Origin of the sequence: Microcoleus sp. T3_B1 (assembly GCF_036700445.1) — a bacterium.
In the GTDB taxonomy this organism is placed as follows: domain Bacteria; phylum Cyanobacteriota; class Cyanobacteriia; order Cyanobacteriales; family Microcoleaceae; genus Microcoleus.
In genome coordinates, this window is record NZ_JAUBOX010000090.1 from 1 (window position 1) to 20,375 (window position 20,375).

16 protein-coding genes are annotated in these 20,375 nt (G+C 41.7%); 2 read left to right on the forward strand and 14 right to left on the reverse strand.

What is annotated here, in order from left to right:
* Positions 1–28 precede the first annotated feature (28 nt).
* From QT990_RS30320 to QT990_RS30350, 7 genes are all read right to left on the reverse strand, one after another.
* Positions 29–2,311: a PAS domain S-box protein gene (locus QT990_RS30320; protein WP_333466125.1), complete on the reverse strand. Its 2,283-nt coding sequence runs from the start codon at positions 2,309–2,311 to the stop codon at positions 29–31.
* Between the two features lie 939 nt (positions 2,312–3,250).
* Entirely contained in the window at positions 3,251–3,574 is a 324-nt protein-coding gene (locus QT990_RS30325; RefSeq protein WP_333466126.1) for an ATP-binding protein, read from the reverse strand.
* A 216-nt stretch (positions 3,575–3,790) separates the two neighbouring features.
* Positions 3,791–4,852 (reverse strand): GAF domain-containing protein, encoded by a 1,062-nt coding sequence (locus QT990_RS30330; RefSeq protein ID WP_333466127.1) that lies wholly within the window; start codon positions 4,850–4,852, stop codon positions 3,791–3,793.
* A 144-nt stretch (positions 4,853–4,996) separates the two neighbouring features.
* Positions 4,997–5,413 carry a hypothetical protein gene (locus tag QT990_RS30335; RefSeq protein WP_333466128.1) on the reverse strand — a complete coding sequence of 139 codons (417 nt, stop codon included), beginning with the start codon at positions 5,411–5,413 and terminating at the stop codon, positions 4,997–4,999.
* 407 nt (positions 5,414–5,820) lie between these two features.
* Positions 5,821–6,198, reverse strand: coding sequence for a response regulator (locus QT990_RS30340; protein WP_333466129.1), 378 nt, complete (start codon positions 6,196–6,198; stop codon positions 5,821–5,823).
* 7 nt (positions 6,199–6,205) lie between these two features.
* On the reverse strand, positions 6,206–9,310 hold the full coding sequence (locus QT990_RS30345) for a PAS domain S-box protein (RefSeq protein ID WP_333466130.1): 3,105 nt from the start codon (positions 9,308–9,310) through the stop codon (positions 6,206–6,208).
* 6 nt (positions 9,311–9,316) lie between these two features.
* On the reverse strand, positions 9,317–10,870 hold the full coding sequence (locus QT990_RS30350; RefSeq protein ID WP_333466131.1) for a response regulator: 1,554 nt from the start codon (positions 10,868–10,870) through the stop codon (positions 9,317–9,319).
* Between the two features lie 221 nt (positions 10,871–11,091).
* Between QT990_RS30350 and QT990_RS30355 the strand changes: the two genes are divergently transcribed.
* Entirely contained in the window at positions 11,092–12,585 is a 1,494-nt protein-coding gene (locus QT990_RS30355) for an IS5 family transposase (RefSeq protein ID WP_333466132.1), read from the forward strand.
* A 180-nt stretch (positions 12,586–12,765) separates the two neighbouring features.
* Here QT990_RS30355 and QT990_RS30360 read toward each other — a convergent pair whose 3' ends face one another.
* From QT990_RS30360 to QT990_RS30370, 3 genes are all read right to left on the reverse strand, one after another.
* Positions 12,766–13,704 (reverse strand): radical SAM protein, encoded by a 939-nt coding sequence (locus QT990_RS30360; protein WP_333466133.1) that lies wholly within the window; start codon positions 13,702–13,704, stop codon positions 12,766–12,768.
* A 6-nt stretch (positions 13,705–13,710) separates the two neighbouring features.
* Positions 13,711–15,033: a three-Cys-motif partner protein TcmP gene (gene tcmP, locus QT990_RS30365; RefSeq protein ID WP_333466134.1), complete on the reverse strand. Its 1,323-nt coding sequence runs from the start codon at positions 15,031–15,033 to the stop codon at positions 13,711–13,713.
* 169 nt (positions 15,034–15,202) lie between these two features.
* The gene (locus QT990_RS30370) at positions 15,203–16,075 is read right to left on the reverse strand and encodes an S-methyl-5'-thioadenosine phosphorylase (protein WP_333240103.1); all 873 of its coding nucleotides are present in this window, start codon (positions 16,073–16,075) and stop codon (positions 15,203–15,205) included.
* A 209-nt stretch (positions 16,076–16,284) separates the two neighbouring features.
* Here QT990_RS30370 and QT990_RS30375 point away from each other — a divergent pair, with 209 nt between their 5' ends.
* Positions 16,285–16,491 (forward strand): hypothetical protein, encoded by a 207-nt coding sequence (locus QT990_RS30375; RefSeq protein WP_015177188.1) that lies wholly within the window; start codon positions 16,285–16,287, stop codon positions 16,489–16,491.
* Positions 16,492–16,773: 282 nt separating this feature from the next.
* Here QT990_RS30375 and QT990_RS30380 read toward each other — a convergent pair whose 3' ends face one another.
* From QT990_RS30380 to QT990_RS30395, 4 genes are all read right to left on the reverse strand, one after another.
* A complete protein-coding gene (locus QT990_RS30380) occupies positions 16,774–17,613 on the reverse strand; it encodes a Tab2/Atab2 family RNA-binding protein (RefSeq protein ID WP_333466135.1) in 840 nt (279 codons plus the stop codon).
* Between the two features lie 420 nt (positions 17,614–18,033).
* Positions 18,034–19,254, reverse strand: coding sequence for an adenylate/guanylate cyclase domain-containing protein (locus QT990_RS30385; RefSeq protein WP_333466136.1), 1,221 nt, complete (start codon positions 19,252–19,254; stop codon positions 18,034–18,036).
* A 6-nt stretch (positions 19,255–19,260) separates the two neighbouring features.
* Positions 19,261–19,803, reverse strand: a complete 543-nt coding sequence (locus QT990_RS30390; RefSeq protein ID WP_333207313.1) for a carboxymuconolactone decarboxylase family protein — start codon at positions 19,801–19,803, stop codon at positions 19,261–19,263.
* A 355-nt stretch (positions 19,804–20,158) separates the two neighbouring features.
* The gene (locus tag QT990_RS30395; protein WP_333143032.1) at positions 20,159–20,374 is read right to left on the reverse strand and encodes a hypothetical protein; all 216 of its coding nucleotides are present in this window, start codon (positions 20,372–20,374) and stop codon (positions 20,159–20,161) included.
* Between the last annotated feature and the right edge of the window lies 1 nt (position 20,375).

Consider the following 20,375-nt stretch of genomic DNA (forward strand, 5'->3'; position numbering starts at 1 on the left):
TCTATCCTTGCTCTTCGCTGTGCTTATCTCAACGGTCAACTTTCAATTTGATGTATTTGCCAAACTGAGATGCACCCGCCAGTAGCCTGTCAATGCGCTCCTCAAAACTAAGATTGCGAGCGGCTGTTACCTCATAAAGCGCTCTTACGGCTGCTTCATTCTCTTTGAGTTCCTCTTCTGCTTGCTTGCGTTCTGTGATGTCGTTTAAAGTGCCGGCAGTGCCAATAATCGTTTGATCCTCACTTAAAACAAGGCGTGCAAATACTTCAATCCAGCGAAAATCACCATTCTTAGTCAGATAGCGAATTTCATGCCGGCAGTATTCTTTCTGACGTTCGATAAGAGGCTCAAACAGTTCTAAGTTATGTTGACGATCGTCGGGATGAACGTAATTCAGAAAATTAGTGCCGATACTCTCCTCAAGTGTAAAGCCTGTTATTTCTGTCCAAGCAGGGTTCAAAAATGTCCACAACCCAACCGCATCCGTTTGGAAAATGACTTCTTTGAGATTATCTACAACAGAACGATATCTTTTCTCACTTTCCTGTAAAGCAGTTTGTGTTTGTTTGATTTGGGTAATGTCAAAGCGGATTGCTAGATACTTGAAGGCTTTACCATTCTTATCCAAAAAGGGAACAATTGTGGTATCAACCCAGTAATATGAACCGTCTTTTGCTCGGTTTTTTATTTCTCCACGCCACACATTTCCACTAGCGATTGTTGACCAGAGCTGCTTAAAGAATGAAGGTGGATGGTAGTCAGATTTAATCAGCCGATGAGTCTGCCCAATTAGCTCATCCCTACTATATTTAGAGATTTCACAGAAATTGTCATTAGCGTAAGTAATAATTCCGCGATGGTCAGTTTCTGCAACAATAGCTGACTGGTCTAGCGCCAATTTGTGAAATTCTAATTCGCGCAGAGTATTCTGTAACGCTTCTTCAGCTTGTTTTCGCTCGGTAATATCCTCAGAAATACATAATAAATATTGAGCATTGTTGTTCTTATCAAAGATTGGCACTTTGATTGTATGGAGAACTCTTTGGCCTCGGCTGTGACTATTAATAAGCTCTTCAGGAATATCCTCAAGCGTTTCCCGCTCAAAAATTTCTCGCTCTTGTTGCTTGAAAAAGCCTGCCTGTTCTTCTAGAGAACAATCATTCACTGTTTTCCCAATTGTCTGTTTAGCTGCCAGCCCAAATAGATACTCGCTGGTTTTGTTCCAGAGCTTAAAAGTATCCGCTCTCTCCGCTGTAGTGTCTTTAACGAAGAGCGCAACTGGTAGATGGTCAATGACTGTTTGCAAGAAGCTGTGAGTCTGTTGCAACTCAGACGTAATTTGGTTAGCCAGGGCAAGCGCACGACTGCGAGACGAAACGAGCGACCACATGATTGTAGCTAGTAATATGCTAATCAGCGAACCAGCAGATAGGATCAGAACTGGTAAATAACGCTGTGACTGACTCAGTAAGTCAGGGTTAGCCGCAAAATGCAAATCCCAGCGTTGCCCACCAACACCCAGGGTTTGAATGTTTCGATACAAGGGATCTCGCTTTTGATCGATCGCAGAAACCTTGGGATCTCCGTCATACAGCAACTCTTGATTTTCGTATATTTCTAAATCCAACTTCATGTTGGTTTCGTGAGCTAACGCTTCTCGGATTAAATCCCCAGTTTTTAAGGGGGCGTAGACAAAGCCAACGAAAGCACGGCGTTTTTCTTCTACTGACGTAGAAGGCATCCCTTTTTTATAGAGCGGCAGGAAGATGAGCAATCCTGGCTTTTTCTCTTGGTCTTGCACTAGGACAATTCGTGCGGTTGCTGCTATCTCGCCGGTATCACGTGCCCGTTGTGCCGCTTCACGTCGTCTTGATTCATGTCTGACATCTAGCCCAAAAGCTGGATAATTTGGTAGAAGTGGTTCAATATACTCAATAACAAAATAGGCTGAACGAATTCCCGGAGGCTTGATGGCAAAGTTGGGATAGCCATCAGGATTGATACTGGTATCCTGCCTGACCTGCTGCTCATATATTATCTTTCGCTCGCCCGGAACGTAGCGAATAAATCCAAGACCATTAATGCCAGGGTAACGCTGTTGTAACTTTAGCGCTTCAACGAAAGCTTTCCACTCAGCTCGGTTAACGCTTTGACTAGCGGCAAACAGACCTTGACCCGCGTGCAAGGCATCAAAATAGACTTGCATACGCTCTTCAATTAAATCTTTTACTAGGGTACTTTGGCGCTCAAACGTTTGCCGAGCAGTTTGTCGAATAGATTGAGACGTATACTGCCAAGCAGAAGCTGTCAAAGTCAATCCCAGTGCCAGTACGCCAAACGTCAGCGATGCTTGTAGTCCCCTATCAGGGAATAAACCAGGGAACTTGATTGCCTTATTTAGAGAAAGCTTCCTATGCATTGAAACCAATCCTCCTGAGAAAGCTCTTTGAGAAGAGCTATTATTTAGTCCTATCTTTCAGGGCTGTAGGGGCGCTGATTATTGAGAAATTTCTTTAAATTCAGCAACTAACTAGCGGCATACTTAGAAAGTAGAAACACTCTTTTATGAATAGAGATTTTGGGAAAACAGCCACTCTAAATTAAACAAAAATTAGAAATGACTTTTACCATTTTATTTGTGTATACGCTAGACGAGACTATGGAAGCAGTTCTATTAATGCTCATTAGTTCGTTTAAATTAGGCATTTCTTGCCAACAGACTCTACAGAAAAAATAACTTCTTTTGCTGTTAACTTGGCGAAGAAGCTTATTAGAACAGCAAGGGCAGCTAGACATGATAATTACTCCCCAATTTAAAAGAACGATTTGAATCAATTGATTTGTGAGAGCGATTTGAAGAGTAAGAAGTAAATATTAAGCGCTTTACCAAGCACTTCTCTCCAATCGTTCGTCTTATTGAAGTAATGTAAGCTAATACAAAGCTTTGCTTCAAGCAACGTTATTCCTACAAAACTCTTGAGTTATTACAATAAAGAATAGATATAGTTGTAGCTCTCCACATGAGTGTGTACCAACTACTCTGTTTTCACTGCTTGTAACCTCAGCTTTGCCCCGCCTTCCAAGTACATTCCAAAGGGCCGGCAGAAAGAACTCATTATTGTTTACAATCAGTATTTTTTCATTGATTCACCGCGCTCTGGTTTGCTTTTATTGGGATGAATATTAAAATAAGATGAGAATGTGAAAATTTTGTGATTATTAACTAGCTGTTACAGTCTTAAGTCAAAACTTAACATAACTTAAGATAAGCGGCTGAATTTAGCGGAAGGTTAATGGTGAAGCAAGTCTGCATTGCTCTGCTTTCAACCTGAATTGAGCCTTTTAAATACTTCACGAGGTTTTTAACCAGTGCTAGCCCTAATCCAGTTTCACCTTGCTTCCAGCGATCGCCATTCCGAACCCGATAGAATTTATCAAAGATAAGTGGCAGTTCTTCGGTTGGAATTTCAACACCAGAATTACTAATGCGAATTTGCACCTGCTCTAATTCAGTTAAAACAGCGACTGAAATTTTTTCACAAGGAGGAGTATATTTGTAACAGGACTTACGCACTCAGCCAAATCAGCAACGGTAGAATGAGGCTTCCAGCTTCTCCACCAGCGCTCAGAACAACGAGATTGCGTTTCAGTGCGTAAGTCCTATGTAAGTAAGCCGACGCGAAAAAACGCAACTATGTAAACGATGGTAAAATATCCAAATGCTCTCTACTAGCTAGGTTAAAGCTGTTTACATACTGTTACATTATTCGATTTAATCTCGCCTACCTACTTATGCATTATGTAAAACTTCTGACATAATGTGGTGTAAGTAACCTGGTTCAGATATTAGCGCAGGCAAACTAGAAGGAAAAAGAAGTTCCAGAATCAGTTGCCTTTGCTGCATACGTTCTTCAAGTGTTTCAACCAACTCCTTTCGCCAATTTTCTAAATCAATTTCACATACATCTAAAGGCAGCTTCCCTGCTTCTAGTTTCTGTAAATCCCGCAAATCATTGATTAGCCTAATTTCTGCTTCACATTCGAGCTGCAAAATTTTCACATAAGTAAACGTTTTGGAACAAGCAAAATCTTGTTGTGAGATGTGCCCACATCGCAAATGTCCTTCAGTTAGCTGATGCTCTAGCAGATGAATGGATAGCTGCATATTAGACAAGGGTTCTCGTAGATCGTGAGTCATCCTAATCAAAAAATCCTCCTTGACTTCATTTAGCCGATTTAGCTCTTCCACATGCTTTTGAGCTGACTCGTAGAGGCGTGACTGATGGATAGAGATCGCGCATTGGTTTGCAACCTGTTGCACCAGATAAATTTCATAATCTTCCAATGTTCGTGAGATATCTCGGATGACCCATAAATTTGCTAGATTCTCACTGCCATTTACTATTGGGCAAGCAAAGAATGTATATCTTTCCTGAAATGAACTGGTATTCGAGCAAAAGTGAACATACCTTCCCTGTCGAAGCGGCTGGTCAATTTCTGGATTGCTGGTTGGTGAAATGATTCCAGTTTGACAATCCGGGATAGAGGTTAGGGTTGGGGGATGAGAAATGGAAGTTTGTTGCTCCATATTTAATGCTAATGTTGCAAAGCAATCTGCCTCTAATTCCAGCGCCAGCTCGGTCACCGCAGCCTGCAAAATATAGTTTTCATCTAGCGAGGCTCGTACCTTATCGCTGATACGGCGCAGCATAAGTTCAAACTTCAAGGCTTGCTCAAGCTCTGCTATACGCTGTAGCATTTGAGGGTGTAAGTTAATATCTGCTTGCATAGTTTGATGATTAAACTGTTTTGAGTGAGCTTTTTGAAATGATTTCGGTATGATATTTAGCATTTGATTCTCCGTTAATCACTAAAGACTTGAGGAGACGTTTTTTGGATTAGTTAACAACTAAAATTGAAGAGGTAATAATTTCAATACGAACCCCCGTTCGTTGTTAGAGCGAACATTAAAAGAGAATTACTTAAGCTAAATTGACTAACGCATAAAGAGAATTTCTTCAAGTAACAAACGCTCCCCCGCTGAAACTTCCTGTAACAGTGTCATCTTGATTGCCTCAGTTGCCTCCAGTTGTTCGTCTGAAGTAAACTTAAAATCTTGGTTTAGTGTCAGCCCTTGGCTCTGTAGTTGCTCAGTCACAACTTGTTGTGCAACTTCCATTAGGTTTAGTTCGGGTTCCAGATAATGGCGATGCTGTAAAAGCCATCGGCACGTTTCTGGGTCTTGGTCTGCTAGCTGGTAAATAGCTTGTAGCAGCGCTCTTCTGATGTAACTAGGACTGGGTAAAGCCGTCAGAAACTTTTTGAGCGAGCGAATTGAATCTAGGCTCCTGGCTTTAAATACTTCAACAGCTACTCCTTGAAACGATTCATAATTTGCAAAATCTCTAGACACATTTAAAACTCCTTCATTAGAGTTAGAATTTGGATAAATTAAACACTCGGCTCTCGTGTAACTCGTACAGTCTGGTAATGAAATTTGTTGAGCCTGGTTAGGGTTGAGAGGGATTGCATTAGAGGTAGAGAATTGAGCCATAGGACTGTTGCCACACTGGTGAACAAAAACACCGACCCAGTTCAACCGCTCAACCCAGTGTTGGTTTACGGTTCATTAGGTGGATAATTTCAAGCTAAATGGAAAGTGTGAAAATTTTGTGATAAGTAAGTCGGCGCTTTAAAACGCAACTATTTAAACGATGTAAAATGTCCAAATGCTCTCTACTGGCTGACTTAAGCCTATTTACATACTGTTACATTATTCGGTTTAATCCCGCCTACCTACTTAGTCGATAAAATCCGTGTTTAATCTTGCCAATTCAGAATTTTTCGGATTTGAGCAATCAAAGCGGGTATTTTGAACGGTTTGGTAATGATACCTGCAATGCCTAACTGGGCAAGTGGCTGGTGTTCTGTTGGGCTTGCCTTTGCGGTGAGCATAATCACCGGAATCGATCTCGTCGTCAGATTTTCCTGCAATTGCTTAAAGGTAGCAGGGCCATCGAGATCGGGCATCATCACATCTAGTAAAATCGCGTCGGGTAGTTCTTTTGCAGCAATGCTCAATCCCTCAGCGCCAGAAGCCGCCGTCAATACTTCCCAACCAGCCGCCGCTTCCAGACTAAACTGAATGATTCTTCGCGCTCCGTCTTCGTCGTCAATTAGCAGAATCCGCTTTGGCATAGCTTTCTTAGTGTTGCGCTGTTAACGGTAACGTAAAGTGGAAGCAACTTCCTTCATCTAGAATACTTTCTGCCCAAATGTTGCCACCGTGCTGTTGCACAATACTGCGACAGATTGCTAGTCCTAAGCCAGTACCCCCTTTTTTGCGCGAATCTGAGGCATCTACCTGCTGGAATCGCTCAAAGATAGTCTCTAGTTTATTTGTGGGAATACCCCGTCCTTCATCGCGAACGCTAATAAGGACATAGGGTGCGGGGTGTGGGATGTAGGGCGATGGGGGCATCGAGTCATGGGAGGTGGGATGTTTTCTTCCTTGGCTCGCCTCCTCCTCTGCGTTGCAAATTTCGGCGCTAAGCCAAATTGTGCTGCTCTTGGGCGAAAACTTGATCGCGTTACTCAACAGATTAGTGAGTACCTGGAGAATGCGATCGCCATCAATTTCCAGAATGACAGACAAAGGCTCGACAGACAGAGTAATGCCTGCCTGATTAGCTGCTAACTGCATGAAATCTACTGCCCGACGTATCAATTCTGCCAAATCCCAAGGTTGATACTCTAAACGGATTTTACCGGACTCCAAGCGTTCTAAGTCTAAAATATCGTTAACGAGGCGGATGAGACGATCTGCCTCTGTTGCAGCAATTTGTAGTGTTTCTTGCCCCCGTTCGGATGCCGGTTGAATTAATCCTGTTGATAGCAATTCCAGTGCACCACTAATAGAAGTCAAGGGGGTACGCAGTTCGTGACTGACGATTGAAACAAACTCGGCTTTCATCTGCTCTAGTTTGTAGCGCTCCGTGATATCTTCACCAATGCTAATAGTACCGATGGGCCGGCCTTCCGCATTTCGCAATAACGTATTACTCCAGGCAATAATGCGTTCCTCACCCAACTTAGTCACAATCGGGTTTTGGTAGTGAGGGTAAAACTCTTTTTCCAATATTTCTTGGAAGGAAGCCTGTACTGGAGCTTTTTGACTTTGTGGAAGAAAATGCTCGAACCAATATTTGCCTAGCACTTCTTCTGCTGTATAGTCGGTCAGTTGTAGAAAAAAGGGATTAATATACTCCACCTCTCCTTTTTGGTCTAAGCCTACAACAATCAATTGCACATTATCCAATAGGGAACGCCACCGCCGATCGGATTCTCGCAAGATAGCTTCAGATTGTCTGCGTTCGGTAATATCGCGCAGAAAGGCAGTAAAAATTCGCTCGTCCCCAATGTCAAACTTAGAAATCGAAGCTTCGGCTGGAAACTCTGTTCCATCTTTGCGGCGAGCAAATATTTCACTTCGTTCTCCCATCCGCCGCGCCGTACCAACAGACTCCCCAAAATTGTTGACATCCTGATAGTGTGCCGCTGCAAACCGATTTGGTAGCAATATATTGAGCTGTTGTCCTAACACTTCATCAGCACTATAGCCAAATATCTTTTCTGCACCTTGGTTAAACAGGGTTATACATTGATTAGCATCGACTGAAATGATCGCATCGCTAGCAATGTCTAAAATACCTGCCAGCCTTGTTTGAGAAACTTGCAGCGCTACCTCTGCCTGCTTGCGAGCAGTAATCTCGATTACAATCACCCCAACCCCTTCGACATTGCTGTTATTTTTCAGAATTGGAAAGTAGGAAGCTAACCAGTACCGAATGGCTCCAGGTTGACTCGGCACGTTGGCTGAAATTTCTAAATTGAGAATGGGCTGTCCTGTTGTCAGAACTTGCTGTAAAAGGGGATTAACTGTAGAAGCTATTTCTGGCAATAGCTCTTTTGTTGTCTTACCAAGGTGTGCCTCTACAGAATAGCCATTAATAGCTGCAAGGGCTTCGTTGATTTGGACAAATCTCAATTCTAGATCGTGAATACATAAGCCGATATCGGCTAAAGATGCCGCATAGAAAAAGCTATTTAGCAAACTGTTACTGTGTTGCCATTCAATTGTTCGTTCTATTACTCGTTGCTCTAGTTCTGCGTTAAGCTGCCTGATTTCTGCCTCTGCCCGTTTTCGTTCGGTAATGTCTCGCGTCACTGCTAGAATATACGGGGCTGCTTTATCTTCAAATAGCAATGGAGCCGCATGAGACTCTAGCCAGCGACGAGTGCCCTTAAATCCAACAATTTCAAACTCGAACGTGCCTGATCCTCCTTGTGCTGTCTTTCGGGTAAATTCCAAAAAAGCCTGCTGTTGTGTGGGTTCAATTAGCCGACAAACGCACTGTCCGAATACCTGCTCTAAATTATCTGCTTCAAGCATCCTTAAGCCGGCAGGATTCATATTTTGCAAAATACCGTCTACTGTGATGACTTTGACGCATTCGGGTTCTGCTTCAAAAATGGCACGAAACTTTTGCTCGCTTTGCATTAAAGCAGCTTCTGTTCGTTTACGCTCGTCAATGTTCATTACCGTTCCAGCCATTCGGACAGGCTTGCCACTTTCATCATAAAAGGCGAGTCCTCTACCCTCAATCCAGTGGGCGCTACCGTCTGCCCATAGGATGCGGTATTCATATTTGTACATACTGTGTTCTTGAATTGCCGTTTGGACTGCTTGATTCAGTCCTTCCCGATCACCTGAATGTAAACGAGCATCAAATGTCTCATAACGGCCATCAAATGTACCAGTAGCCAACCCAAATAACTGCTCATGTTCTGAACTCCAGACGATCTCCCCCGTTAGCAAATTCCAGTTCCACATTCCCATGCCGGCAGCGTGCATGGCGAGTCGCAGTTGTTCTTTGCTTTCTTTTAAACGGTGATCGCTCAGTCGCTTAATCTGCTGTCCTGCATTCCTTAGCTCTGAAATGAGGTAACTAATAACAAAAGCAACGAATGTAGACAGACTCAATCGCATAAAATTGCCTGGTTCAGCAATTGCAAACGAGTGAACCGGAGGTAGAAAGAAGTAGCTGATTGATAAGATGGAAAGAATGGTTGCAAATAATCCTGGCTTCATGCCACCATACCAGGCACTGATAGCTGTAGCAGCATAAAATAGAGCAAAAGAAACAGATGATAGCAGTGGATTGAGTAACTGCGTTAAAACAGTCGCCACAAAAACCGACAACACTGCAACAGCATAGAGATTTATCCGAAACTGCGCTCGTCTGAACATGGGTGATTAATCCTCCAAACCCCGTAGTTTTTTTAATACCTTTGCATGCTCTAATCGACGTATCACTCGCGCTACCAATTCTGCTGCTCGAACAGGTTTGCTAACATAATCATCTGCCCCGGCTATAAACACCCGTTGTATCGTTTCATCATCAGTATGGGCAGAGAGCATTAGAATCGGTAAGTCTCCCCAACGCAGATCGTTGCGAATCACCTGACAGAGGTCAAGACCACTAATTTCTGGCATTTCGATATCCAGCATCAGCAAATCTGGTTTCACTTCCTCTAAAGTGCTCCAAAATTGCTGAGGATCGTTCAGTAAGGCAACCTGAAAACCCCAAGGTTGCAAAAGGACACGCAGAATGTTTAACAGTTGGGCATCGTCGTCTACAATCAGCAATTGAGCATCTGTTGCATACGCAGGCTGTAGAATTTGAGCAGTGGCTTGCATAAGCGTAGTCCTTATCATCTCCATTACTTTGGTTGGTGCAATGGGCTTGTGCAAGAAGCCTTTTCCGCCCAAGCGAGCAACTTTGATGCGCTCAGCAAAGCTTTCTTGTGCCGTAAATACTATCACTGGTAGCTGTGGCTGATAGGTTGCTAGTTCTGTCAGTAGCCCAAAACCATCTTCTGTTAAATCGGAAAATGTTAAATCCAACAAAACAATATCAGGCAGCTTTTGGGCAATTAAGCTTCTAGCTTGGGCGAGATTAGTTGCTAGTTCTGCCTCCATATTCCAGTCGCTTGCTGTTTTGGCAAGCTGTTGTGCCAGCACCGCATCATCATCCACAATCAATAATCGCCATTGCCTTGACAATACAGCTTCCTGAGAGCAACGGTGTTGATTTGGTACTTCAACCAATGAGTTTGTCTTTGATAAAGGTTGCTCTAACACCTGTCGTAAACTCAGTGTCAACTCAGCCAAATGCGCTTTCTGCTCCTGATTTAGATTGTCTACAGCCTTAAGAAGCTGCTCAATCTCATGAGATAGCTCAGATCCACGCTCTAAACCAAACAACCCCAATGAGCCTTTGAGGGTATGGGCTTCCCGTTGCGCCTGCTGTCGTAGGTCTTCGATTAGATTTTTGGTGTGTAGAGCAGAAATTGCTTGTTCAATTACACAGAGGCGCTCGCAGTATTGTGCCCGATATTGTTCCCAAAATTCACTGATTTCTGAGAGAGCTTCCTTATGCGTTGGTTGGTTAGAGGTGGGTTGTTCAGAGTAGCTCTCTTTACTTTCTGTTTCTTTCTCGTTTTCCTGATATCCTGCTCCTTTCCCTATTTGTGCTTCTTTCAACCGATATCCCAAGCCGTAGACAGTTTCAATGCAGTCCCCAACTCCAACTTCCTTAAGTTTTTTTCTTAACCCTTTGATGTGCGCTCGAATCGCATTTTCGGTTGGAATATCTTCTAGTGCCCAAAGCTGCTCAATCAACGTTCCCTGACTGAAAATCCGCTCTTGATGACGTAAAAAAAGCTCTAACAGGCTATATTCCTTTGAACTGAGGTGAAATGGCTGTCCATTATATCTAACTTTGCACGCACTAGGGTCTAATTGCAATTGGCCCCATTCTAAGAGGGGCAAACGTTCAACATTTCCTCGCCGCAGCAATGCCCGAACCCGCGCTAGTAACTCATTTAAATCAAAAGGTTTAACTATATAGGGCTTGCTGAATCAGTGAGAAAAGTAAACAGTGTAGGGATTTTCCGACCAAAAAAGTAGTAAGGGTGCAAGAAAAACAGGTATAATAACTCAAAACCCGTGCATCATCACCTGCGAGCGTGTATAGAAAAGCTGAGCTTGCCCCAAGCCCCCCATCCGACTTTGAACTCCCCTTTGAAGGAAGATTGTCAGAAGATAACCGTTGGGTGAAAATGGCGCAACTAATCCCTTGGTCAGAGTTTGAATCAGAATATGCTGAAAATTTCCCCACCGAAATGGGAGCACCCGCCAAATCATTTAGGATGGCATTAGGGGCATTAATTATTAAAGAAAAGCTGGGAATCAGCGACATAGAAACAGTAGAACAGATCCGAGAAAACCCATACCTGCAATACTTTATCGGTCAATTAACCTACAGTAATGAGCCCCCATTTGACCCATCACTATTAGTCCACTTTCGGCAGCGGATTAGTGGGAATTTAATCAAGAAAGTCAATGAAGGAATGGTCAATAAAATACGAGAAGCCACCTCAAAGCCACCCGGAAAAAAAAAGGATTCGGAGGTAAAAAATGAGTCACCAAATCAAGGAAAATTAATCGTAGATGCGACCTGTGTTCCAGGAGACATTAGCTATCCGACGGACTTAGGACTATTAAACCGAGCCAGAGTTCACACAGAAAAAACCATCGACATTCTCTATAATTCTCTCAAACCAAAAATTCATAAAAAACCCAGAACCTACCGTAATATTGCCAGAAAAAACTATTTAGCAGTAGCCAAACAACGACGACCTAAACGAAACAAAAAAATCCAAGCAATTAAAAAACAACTGCAATATATCAAAAGAAACCTCGCTCATATTGAACAACTAATCGAGTCAGGTGCCACCCTACAAAGTCTGAGCCAAAAGCAGTATAAGACCTTGCTAGTCCTCACAGAAGTATATCGGCAACAACTCTGGTTATTTGAAAATAAGAAACAGAGCATAGAGGACAGAATAGTAAGTTTAAGCCAACCGCACATCCGTCCTATTGTCAGAGGAAAAGCAGGGAAACCCGTAGAGTTTGGAGCCAAACTGTCAGCGAGTTGCATTGAAGGATATGTATTTTTAGACCGGATAAGTTGGGATAACTTTAACGAATCAGGAGACTTAAAAGCACAAGTAGAAGCATTTAAAAGTTACACAGGATACTACCCAGAATCAGTGCATGCGGATCGCATTTATCGAACAAGAGAAAACCGAGCTTGGTGTAAAGAAAGAGGAATTAGAATTAGTGGCCCCCCTTTAGGAAGGCCACCAGCAAATGTCAGTAAGGAAACAAAGAAACAAGCCTCAGAAGATGAGAGAATTAGAAATGCGATTGAGGGCAAATTTGGACAAGGAAAAAGAAGATTTAGCCTGAATCGGGTGATGACAAAACTTGATAATACTTCTGAAACAGCCATTGCTATTACTTTTTTAGTAATTAACCTTTCTACCTGGTTAAGACGGGTTTTTTGTGTGTTTTTATGTCACAAACCGAAAATCACCCCTGTTTACGGGTCAATCATTATCAAAAACTATAACTGGGTAAGTTATAGTCAACCAAAAGTTATGTTTCGCCGAGCTTGAATCACCCATCAAGTGCGATGGCTACGGCTGGCGGAGCGAGCGCGATTTTTCCTAACTTATTCAGCAAGCCCTAATTAAGAAACCGGGTTTCTATATAAAAATATTTTTTTGGATGCCAAAGTTGTCTGAGAAACCCGGTTTCTGGTTCTAGTAGTTGAGCTTTAGCCCATTCTAGTAGGACTAATTCCATTTTTCTATAGTTGGCTTATATAGCCAATGATTAATTTTTTCTTCATTGACAAAACCTTTTAAGGATGGATCTGGCCAAATATGTATTTTTTCTAAACATTGTAGTTCTGTTGCTGCTGTTTCAATAAATCCCCATTGTCTCATAAAAGTTTCAGCCCAAGATTTTTTAGTCATAATTGACTTGGCAAAATCTAAACCTGCTGCTAACATTCTTTGACCATTTGAGCCTCTGGCATTAATGGGTTCCCAAAATATTAATTCTGGATTAATTTGCATAAATTTATCTAAATTAAATCTAAAGTCATCTAAAGTCATCATAGGTGGAGTGGGAGCCATTGCTACATATAAACGACAATTAGCCTGATATGCCTTTTCTAAGGCTTTATATCTATCGGAAGATAAAGGTGCTTGTGGTTCAATTTTTTTGAGTAATTCATCATTAATACAAGGAATACTCATACCTAATGTAATATTAGGATTAACGAGAATATCTAAATCCTTTTGCCACAATAAACCACGAGTTAAAATTCTAACTTTTTTATTATGTTTAATTAAAATTTTTATTGTTTCACGAGTAATTTCTGCTATTTGTTTATTTTGATAAGGATCGGTTCCCGAACAAAGCAAAACAACTCCTTTACCTGAAGGTGTGTTTTCCCATTTTCTTTTTCTAGTCAAAACTTTTTCTAATTTTTCAGGAATTTCCTCTCTAATAAAAAGATATTTTCCCCAATCTAATTGAGGATTATCTACTCCTTTTTGATGTAATCTTTTTTGTTGTGTTCTAATACTTGGAGTCGAAGGAACATAACAAAATGTACACCCATGTAGACAGCCAGATGCTATGTTAACAACATAGTCACATAGACTTTTTTTATTTAAAGCACTTTTTTGGAGTGGATTGACTATTGTTTCTGTTCCAGTAATCATAATTAGTTACCTTTGGATAAAAGGTCTTAGAGCAAATAATGTTTGTTGATGTGATCTTCTGATTATATCAGAATTTTCTAATTTTGTCTTGTCTGTAATTTTGATTCTTTTACCCTTCCTAACAATTTCTATTTCTTTTGCATCTTGTAAAAGTTGAAGATATTTGCAATAATGTTTTCTGGTAGCAGGATTAAGTTCCATTGTTTGTGCACAAAGAGTTTTAAACAAAATACCATCAGGATTGTTATTTATTAAATAATCAATATCTTTGCTAAGTTTATTAATACAAGCTGTTTCACTATCTTGGTTAATATCTAACTTTATATCAAGCTGATGTTCTTCATAATAAGCTGCTGTTTTAAACCCATAACCATAAATATCATAATGATATTGATAATCTAAATTATTGAAATTCCAACTTCCATCTTTCATTACTTCTAATGCTCTAAGATGGCTACAAATATGAATTAAATAATATAGAACTCTCTCCTCATTTCTAGGCATCATAGCAAATGTAATGATTTTTTTTGCATTACCTTTATCTCGAAACAATCTGATCAATTCATTTCTAAATCCTGCTTGCTCTCCAAATGTATCTAAAGTTTGAAAATGATTAATATCAAAATAACCATCTGTTTCCAGTATTTGTTCAAAAGTTGTTCTCCCTGTCCACTTTGGGTCATAAATAAATCTTTTAATAAAATTAATCATGAATGTATAAATAATTTCTGACTTATTAAGACGATTTATTGTTCTAAAACTTTCCATAGATACATCAGACCATCCATAAGGATCGAGAAAAAATAAAGAATGACCTTTTCTTTGTTCAGCTTGAAAAACGCAATAATTAACCTTGTTTTCAAATTCATCACTAATAAATTCACACTGTTCTATTCGTTCACCTATTCCTTTGGGAAATTCAGTTGTAAAAGTATGTGGTTCTTCATCCGATAACTGTCCAAATTCTGCTTGGGACATACCAACATTTTTAAGACATTTTAAATGCTCTTTATTTCTTTCTATAAAAATAAATTTTACATTTAAAGGATAAGTCCTTTGTGATTTTAAATAACCTTTTCTAACGGCATTAATTAATCGAATAGGTGAACCATGCCAAATATTATGTGATTCTCGATCGTTGTAAATACCTCCTCCAGAAAAACCATCAACAATAGTAAAATTTGTGACACCACGTTTCCCTGTTCCATAAAGCGTATAAATCAAATCAGTAACATATTGCTCTATTAATAAATGCTTAGTTTTAGTATGAGGTTCAATATTAGGAATGTTTGTACCATCAGCAGACCATTTAGTATCAGAGTTACTCATTGTTTAGGCTCCTTGAATAATCGCTCTATTTATTGTAATATACTTTACTAATTTTTACTACCAGAATCTGGCGATCGGTTAGTTGTCTAGCGCATAGGCTAATCTTACTCAATTAGATTGAATGCCCCATGCTTTTAGGCGATGGGGCCCATGCCCCATGCCCCATGCCCTACAAATATTTCTGCAACAACAAACCCATTTTCTCCTTAGTGGCGGCCGGCACTTGATCCAGCCGAGTCAGAATTGCATATTTCAAAGCTGAATGTGCATCAGAAACGGGGGGATTTTCTGTTAGTCTACGGACTGTTTCTTGAATGACTTTTTGAGCATTCTCTGCATTGCGGTGCAAATTGGCTATTACCATTTCTACTGTTACGCTGTCGTGTTCGGTATGCCAGCAGTCGTAGTCTGTGACTAATGCTAAAGTTGCGTAGGCAATTTCTGCTTCTCTGGCTAATTTTGCTTCCGGCAAATTTGTCATCCCGATGACTGTGGCATCCCAACTGCGGTAAAGGTTTGATTCTGCTTTTGTGGAAAATGCGGGGCCTTCCATGCAGACGTAAGTGCCGCCCCGGTGGAGGTTAACGTCGGGGAGGTTCAAGGATTCGATCGCACTTGCCAATACTTTAGCCAATTCGCCGCAAACCGGATCGCCGAATGTGATGTGACCGACTATTCCTTCTCCAAAAAAGGTAGAAACTCGATTTTTTGTGCGATCGATAAACTGATCCGGCACTACCATATCTAAAGGTTTCGCCTCAGCTTTCAGGGAACCAACCGCCGACGCTGAGATTAAATACTCAACTCCCAAACTCTTCATGGCATAAATATTTGCTCGGTAAGGCACTTCGGAGGGCAAAAAAGTGTGGTTGCGGCCGTGTCTAGCCAGAAATGCTACCGGCGTACCGTCCAATGTTCCCACAATTGCGGCATCCGATGGCGCTCCAAAAGGTGTATCAATTTTCACCTCTTCAATATCCTTGAGGGCCTCCATTTTATACAAACCGCTGCCTCCGATAATTCCGATTTTTGCTTGTGCCATTTTTACCCTCTGCTTGAGTTTTACAAGAGTGATTCTATCGGGCCATCGTTAAGTTGGCGTAAAGATAATTGAAGATTTCGTGACAAAAGTCACCCGCCATACACTATTTTGTCACAAAATATATGTGATCTTAATCACAAAGTAGCTTCACAAAATCTTTAAAAATAAAGGTACATAGTTCTGTTACTTATTTTTAGCGTGTTAAGACCATGACAGTCAGCTCTGCTAACCTCCCCAAAATCTCGATCGAGGCGATCGTCGAGCGCATCTTTGCTTTTCGCCAGATTACCCCCCTTGATAGACGACTGCTGAAGTCAGCAATGCTAGCCCAGAAAGGTCTTAACGAAAAAGACCAGTGTCACATCAACCGAGTGTGTCAGGGCATCCAAAACGGATTGATTTTAGTTGTAGAATAAATTTGCAGCACTATCTCTTGCGAGATCAAGAAGGTGTTTTAAAATTTGTGTCTGAGTCTGTATCTGCTGGAACTGCGTTTGGGCGCCGTTTTACTATTTTTCGCGAGCAATTGATCGACATCACAAATAATATTATTTATATCGTTTCCGGTTGCATCGGAATTAATAAAATCGAGTCAACAGTTAACATTCAACCATTCAGTTTTTCGACCCCTCCTTCTACAGTCAGCAGTCAACAGTCAACAATCATTTCGCTCGTGCAACCGGAATTGATATTACGTCTTATCGATCAAAATTCAACAGCCAAAAGCCTGTATAAGTCATGCCGCTATCATCGGGCTGCACTAATAAAAAATGTAATCCTTGACTTAATTGCTTGCGCTGTTGGTAAATTTGGGCCGCCGCTTTCACCTCGCTATCTTCAAAAGTAGCCACAACCCACCTATCTACTAACCCAGCTTCCAATATCAATCCGTCTGGTTCTCCAGCGATATAATTCAAAGCGAAAGGTTTGGCATCCTGAAGCCATCTAGCCAACCGCATAGACTGGCGTCCGCCGTCAATCACCACTCCCGGTACGGGTACTGTTGAGGCCAAGCCCAAATTCAGCGGTAACAGCAATTCTGGCATTTCCAAGATTGGCAGGGGGCGCCCTTGAAAAGCCTCTTCAATGTCGCCGGCGGGTAGGGAAGCAAAACGCCAGCCATCGCCCCAGAGGTTTTCGGGTAAGGGTACGGGGGGCGGCGAGTCGAGGGCGATCGCACTGTAAGTTTCACCTGTATAATTAGGCATACTCGAATATTCTTTGGCACGTTGTTGCAGCAGCAATTTCAGAGCCGCAGTGCGCCGAGTCGCTTCCACCTTGACACCCAAAACTTTGCCTGCAGCCTCAATTAAGCCCAGAGACTGAGGTCTAAATACTTGAATTAAGTCCGGCAAATTTTGGGTTTGAGCTTGCTGCTGCAACTGCGAGGCTAGCCAATTAGAATTTGCGTCCCCCTGGCGGCAAACAGCGCTAAATTGAAAACTGCCTTCCGAGTCGCAAATTAAGAGTTCCCACAGTGGTTTGCCAGTTTCGTCTTGGAGAGGGCGGCGGTAAAAATCAGCTTGCCAAATACGCATAAATAATTAAAATTTAAAATCTACAACTCGATCATTTTAATATAGCTTGGGGGCACTGCGATACAATACCGCTCCCCTGAGAAAAAACTTCGAGCGATATATTCTCAGTTCATAGTTGAGTTTTATTTCAATATCTAACACCCGTTAAAAAAACTGCAACTGTAGGCCAGCGATCCAAACCGTGCTAATAATCAGTAATTCCCCCTTCTAAAATCTAAAATCCAAAATCTAAAATCTAAAATAGAATAACTGCTCGCTTAGCCATCCTCCCTTAAGCTGTTACACATTTAAACCAATAACGATAGAGGTAGGGTGCGTCAGCTAGAACACTGGCGGGATATGGGAAATACTTATGTACGCTCCGCACCCTACTATCCTCTTTTAAATGCCCAACAGCTTAGCAATTAGCCATTCCCAAATTCATTTAAGATGGTGAACCAAATACATATCCAAGTCGCCTTTATTTTTAGCATAAATTTTGCCTCGGTATTCGCATTCAAAAAAATCTCTAACTAATTCAAACGTTTCCTGAGAGATATTGATATTTCCAGGTATGCCGGAAGATTCCATCCGAGATGCAGTATTAACTGTATCTCCCCAGACATCATAGGAAAACTTTTTATTGCCAATTACCCCAGCAAGTATTGGGCCTGAATGAATGCCAATGCGGATATCCCAATAAGGAATATTGTGTTGAGCTTTCTGCAATTTCCGCAAATCCATGAACTGTCGAATTTCTATGGCAGCAAGTACAGCGTCAAAGGCGTGTGTTGGGCGAGGCGTAGGAATTCCCGCCGCACACATATAGCTGTCGCCAATAGTTTTCAATTTTTCCATAGAGTATTTATCCATCACGCGATCGAAATAAGAAAAACAATAGTCTAGTTCGTCAACTAACTCTCGCGGCGTCATGTTTTCAGATAACTGAGTAAAGCCTTTAAAGTCAGTAAATAAAACCGATACGCTATCATAATAAAGTGGTTCCACTTTGCCGTTATTTTTGAGTTCCTCGGCAATTTCAAGCGGCAGCACATTCAACAGTAGCTGGTCAGATTTGTGCTTTTCGGCATCGAGTTCGGAATACAGGCTATTTATCTCTTTAAAGCGTTCAGCATTTCGGATAGCTGAAGATAGTTGCAAAGCCAAAAGATAGCCAATCCGCAAGTCTTCTTGAGTGTAAGCCCCCGGCTTAGTTGTGGCAAAATTTATTGTTCCTAAAACCTTACCTTCGCTTTCCAAAGGAAGGATAATCTGCGAAGCGTAGGGGGATAAAATAGCACTAGCATCCGCTTGTTGAATTAATTGAGGTTGACGTGTTGTGAAAGCTTTCTTAATAGGGCCGCCCTCTGTCAGGGCTGAAATATCTACAGGGATATGCGGGCCAAATAAAGTCATGCAAGCATTAGTGCTGTGCAGGCAAACGCTACAGTGTTCAAAGTCCAGCAGCCATTTGGCTTGCTTACCTACTACCCGCAAAATTTGGCCCAGATCGAGGGTGCGGTTAATGGCAGTGGCAATTTCATTGACGGCGGAAATGCGGATGGAAAGCGCTTGAGCTTCTGCTAACAAATGGCGGGCTGTCAACAGAAGCTCTTCTCGATCTTGATCTTCTAGCCGATCGCCCATAATAGGGGTATACAATATAGATTACAAAGCATCTATTTCGAGGGCTATTGAATCCGTATATCGGTTGACAAAGCTAAACAGGTCGGCTGTTGCAATAATCTCAAATATTTCAGAATCATCTAGCCCTAAATCCCGCAGGTTTTGGTAATGAGTTTCTGTCACTTCCAGGGGTTTAGTAGCAGCAAGCAAGCCAAAGGTAATTACGGCTTTATCACGTTTTGGCAAAGGGCAGTTGGCAAAGTCAGAAACTAGGGTTCGCAGGATTTCTTCGCTCATCCCCAACGCTGACAATCCGTGCAGGTGAACTTGGAGAGCGTACTCGCTATTATTTGATTGGGAAATAGCGACGCCGACCATTTCTTTAAGCGTGCGGGGTAAGTCTCCTTGCAGGATGGTTCCCCGGAATTTTTTCCAATTTGCTTCTAATATGTCAGGGTTGATTGCCATTGACTTGAACAGGTTGGGGACGATGCCAAACCCCAAGTCTGTCAATATTTCTTCGTACACTGCTTTGGCTTTAGGATCTGTAAGTTGCTCGTATTCTATAAGTGGAAAGTGTGTCATTGTTGTGTTGAACTTGACGGCAGTTAATTTGGGTTGGGATTTAGGTATTTGTTATGTAACGCCACTCAAAGGGCGACCTTACGAGCTATCTTGGCTTTAGTCGGATTGATGAAAAATGCACCGCTGTCAGCAAACCGCGAATCATGAAAATGAGCGAGCAACAAATCTGATTATTGAGGCTGGATTAAACCTGCAATTATAGCAGTAACCGGAGCCAAGAAAATTATGTTGCGATCGGGTTATAGTGCTAATCTTAGATGTTTCCAATGGCTGCTGTCAAGTATGGGCAATTCATGAGGCGCGACGGTGTGAAATCTTACCCAAACTATTGAATTAGATAATGCTGTTCCGTTCGCTAATTTTTAGGCAAAAAACACTGTTCGATCGATCGCTCCGGCTCCACAAATGCCCTAAATCTTATGCTCCGGCGCGCGTACAGGGGAAAAACAAAACGCTGTGCGATCGAGTTTATTGAATTAATCAGAAGCTCGATCGACAATCCATGCCCCAGATAAGCTAGGCTAACGCCTGCGACTGGAGTTATTATGGGTAAACTGTAAACTTCTATCATT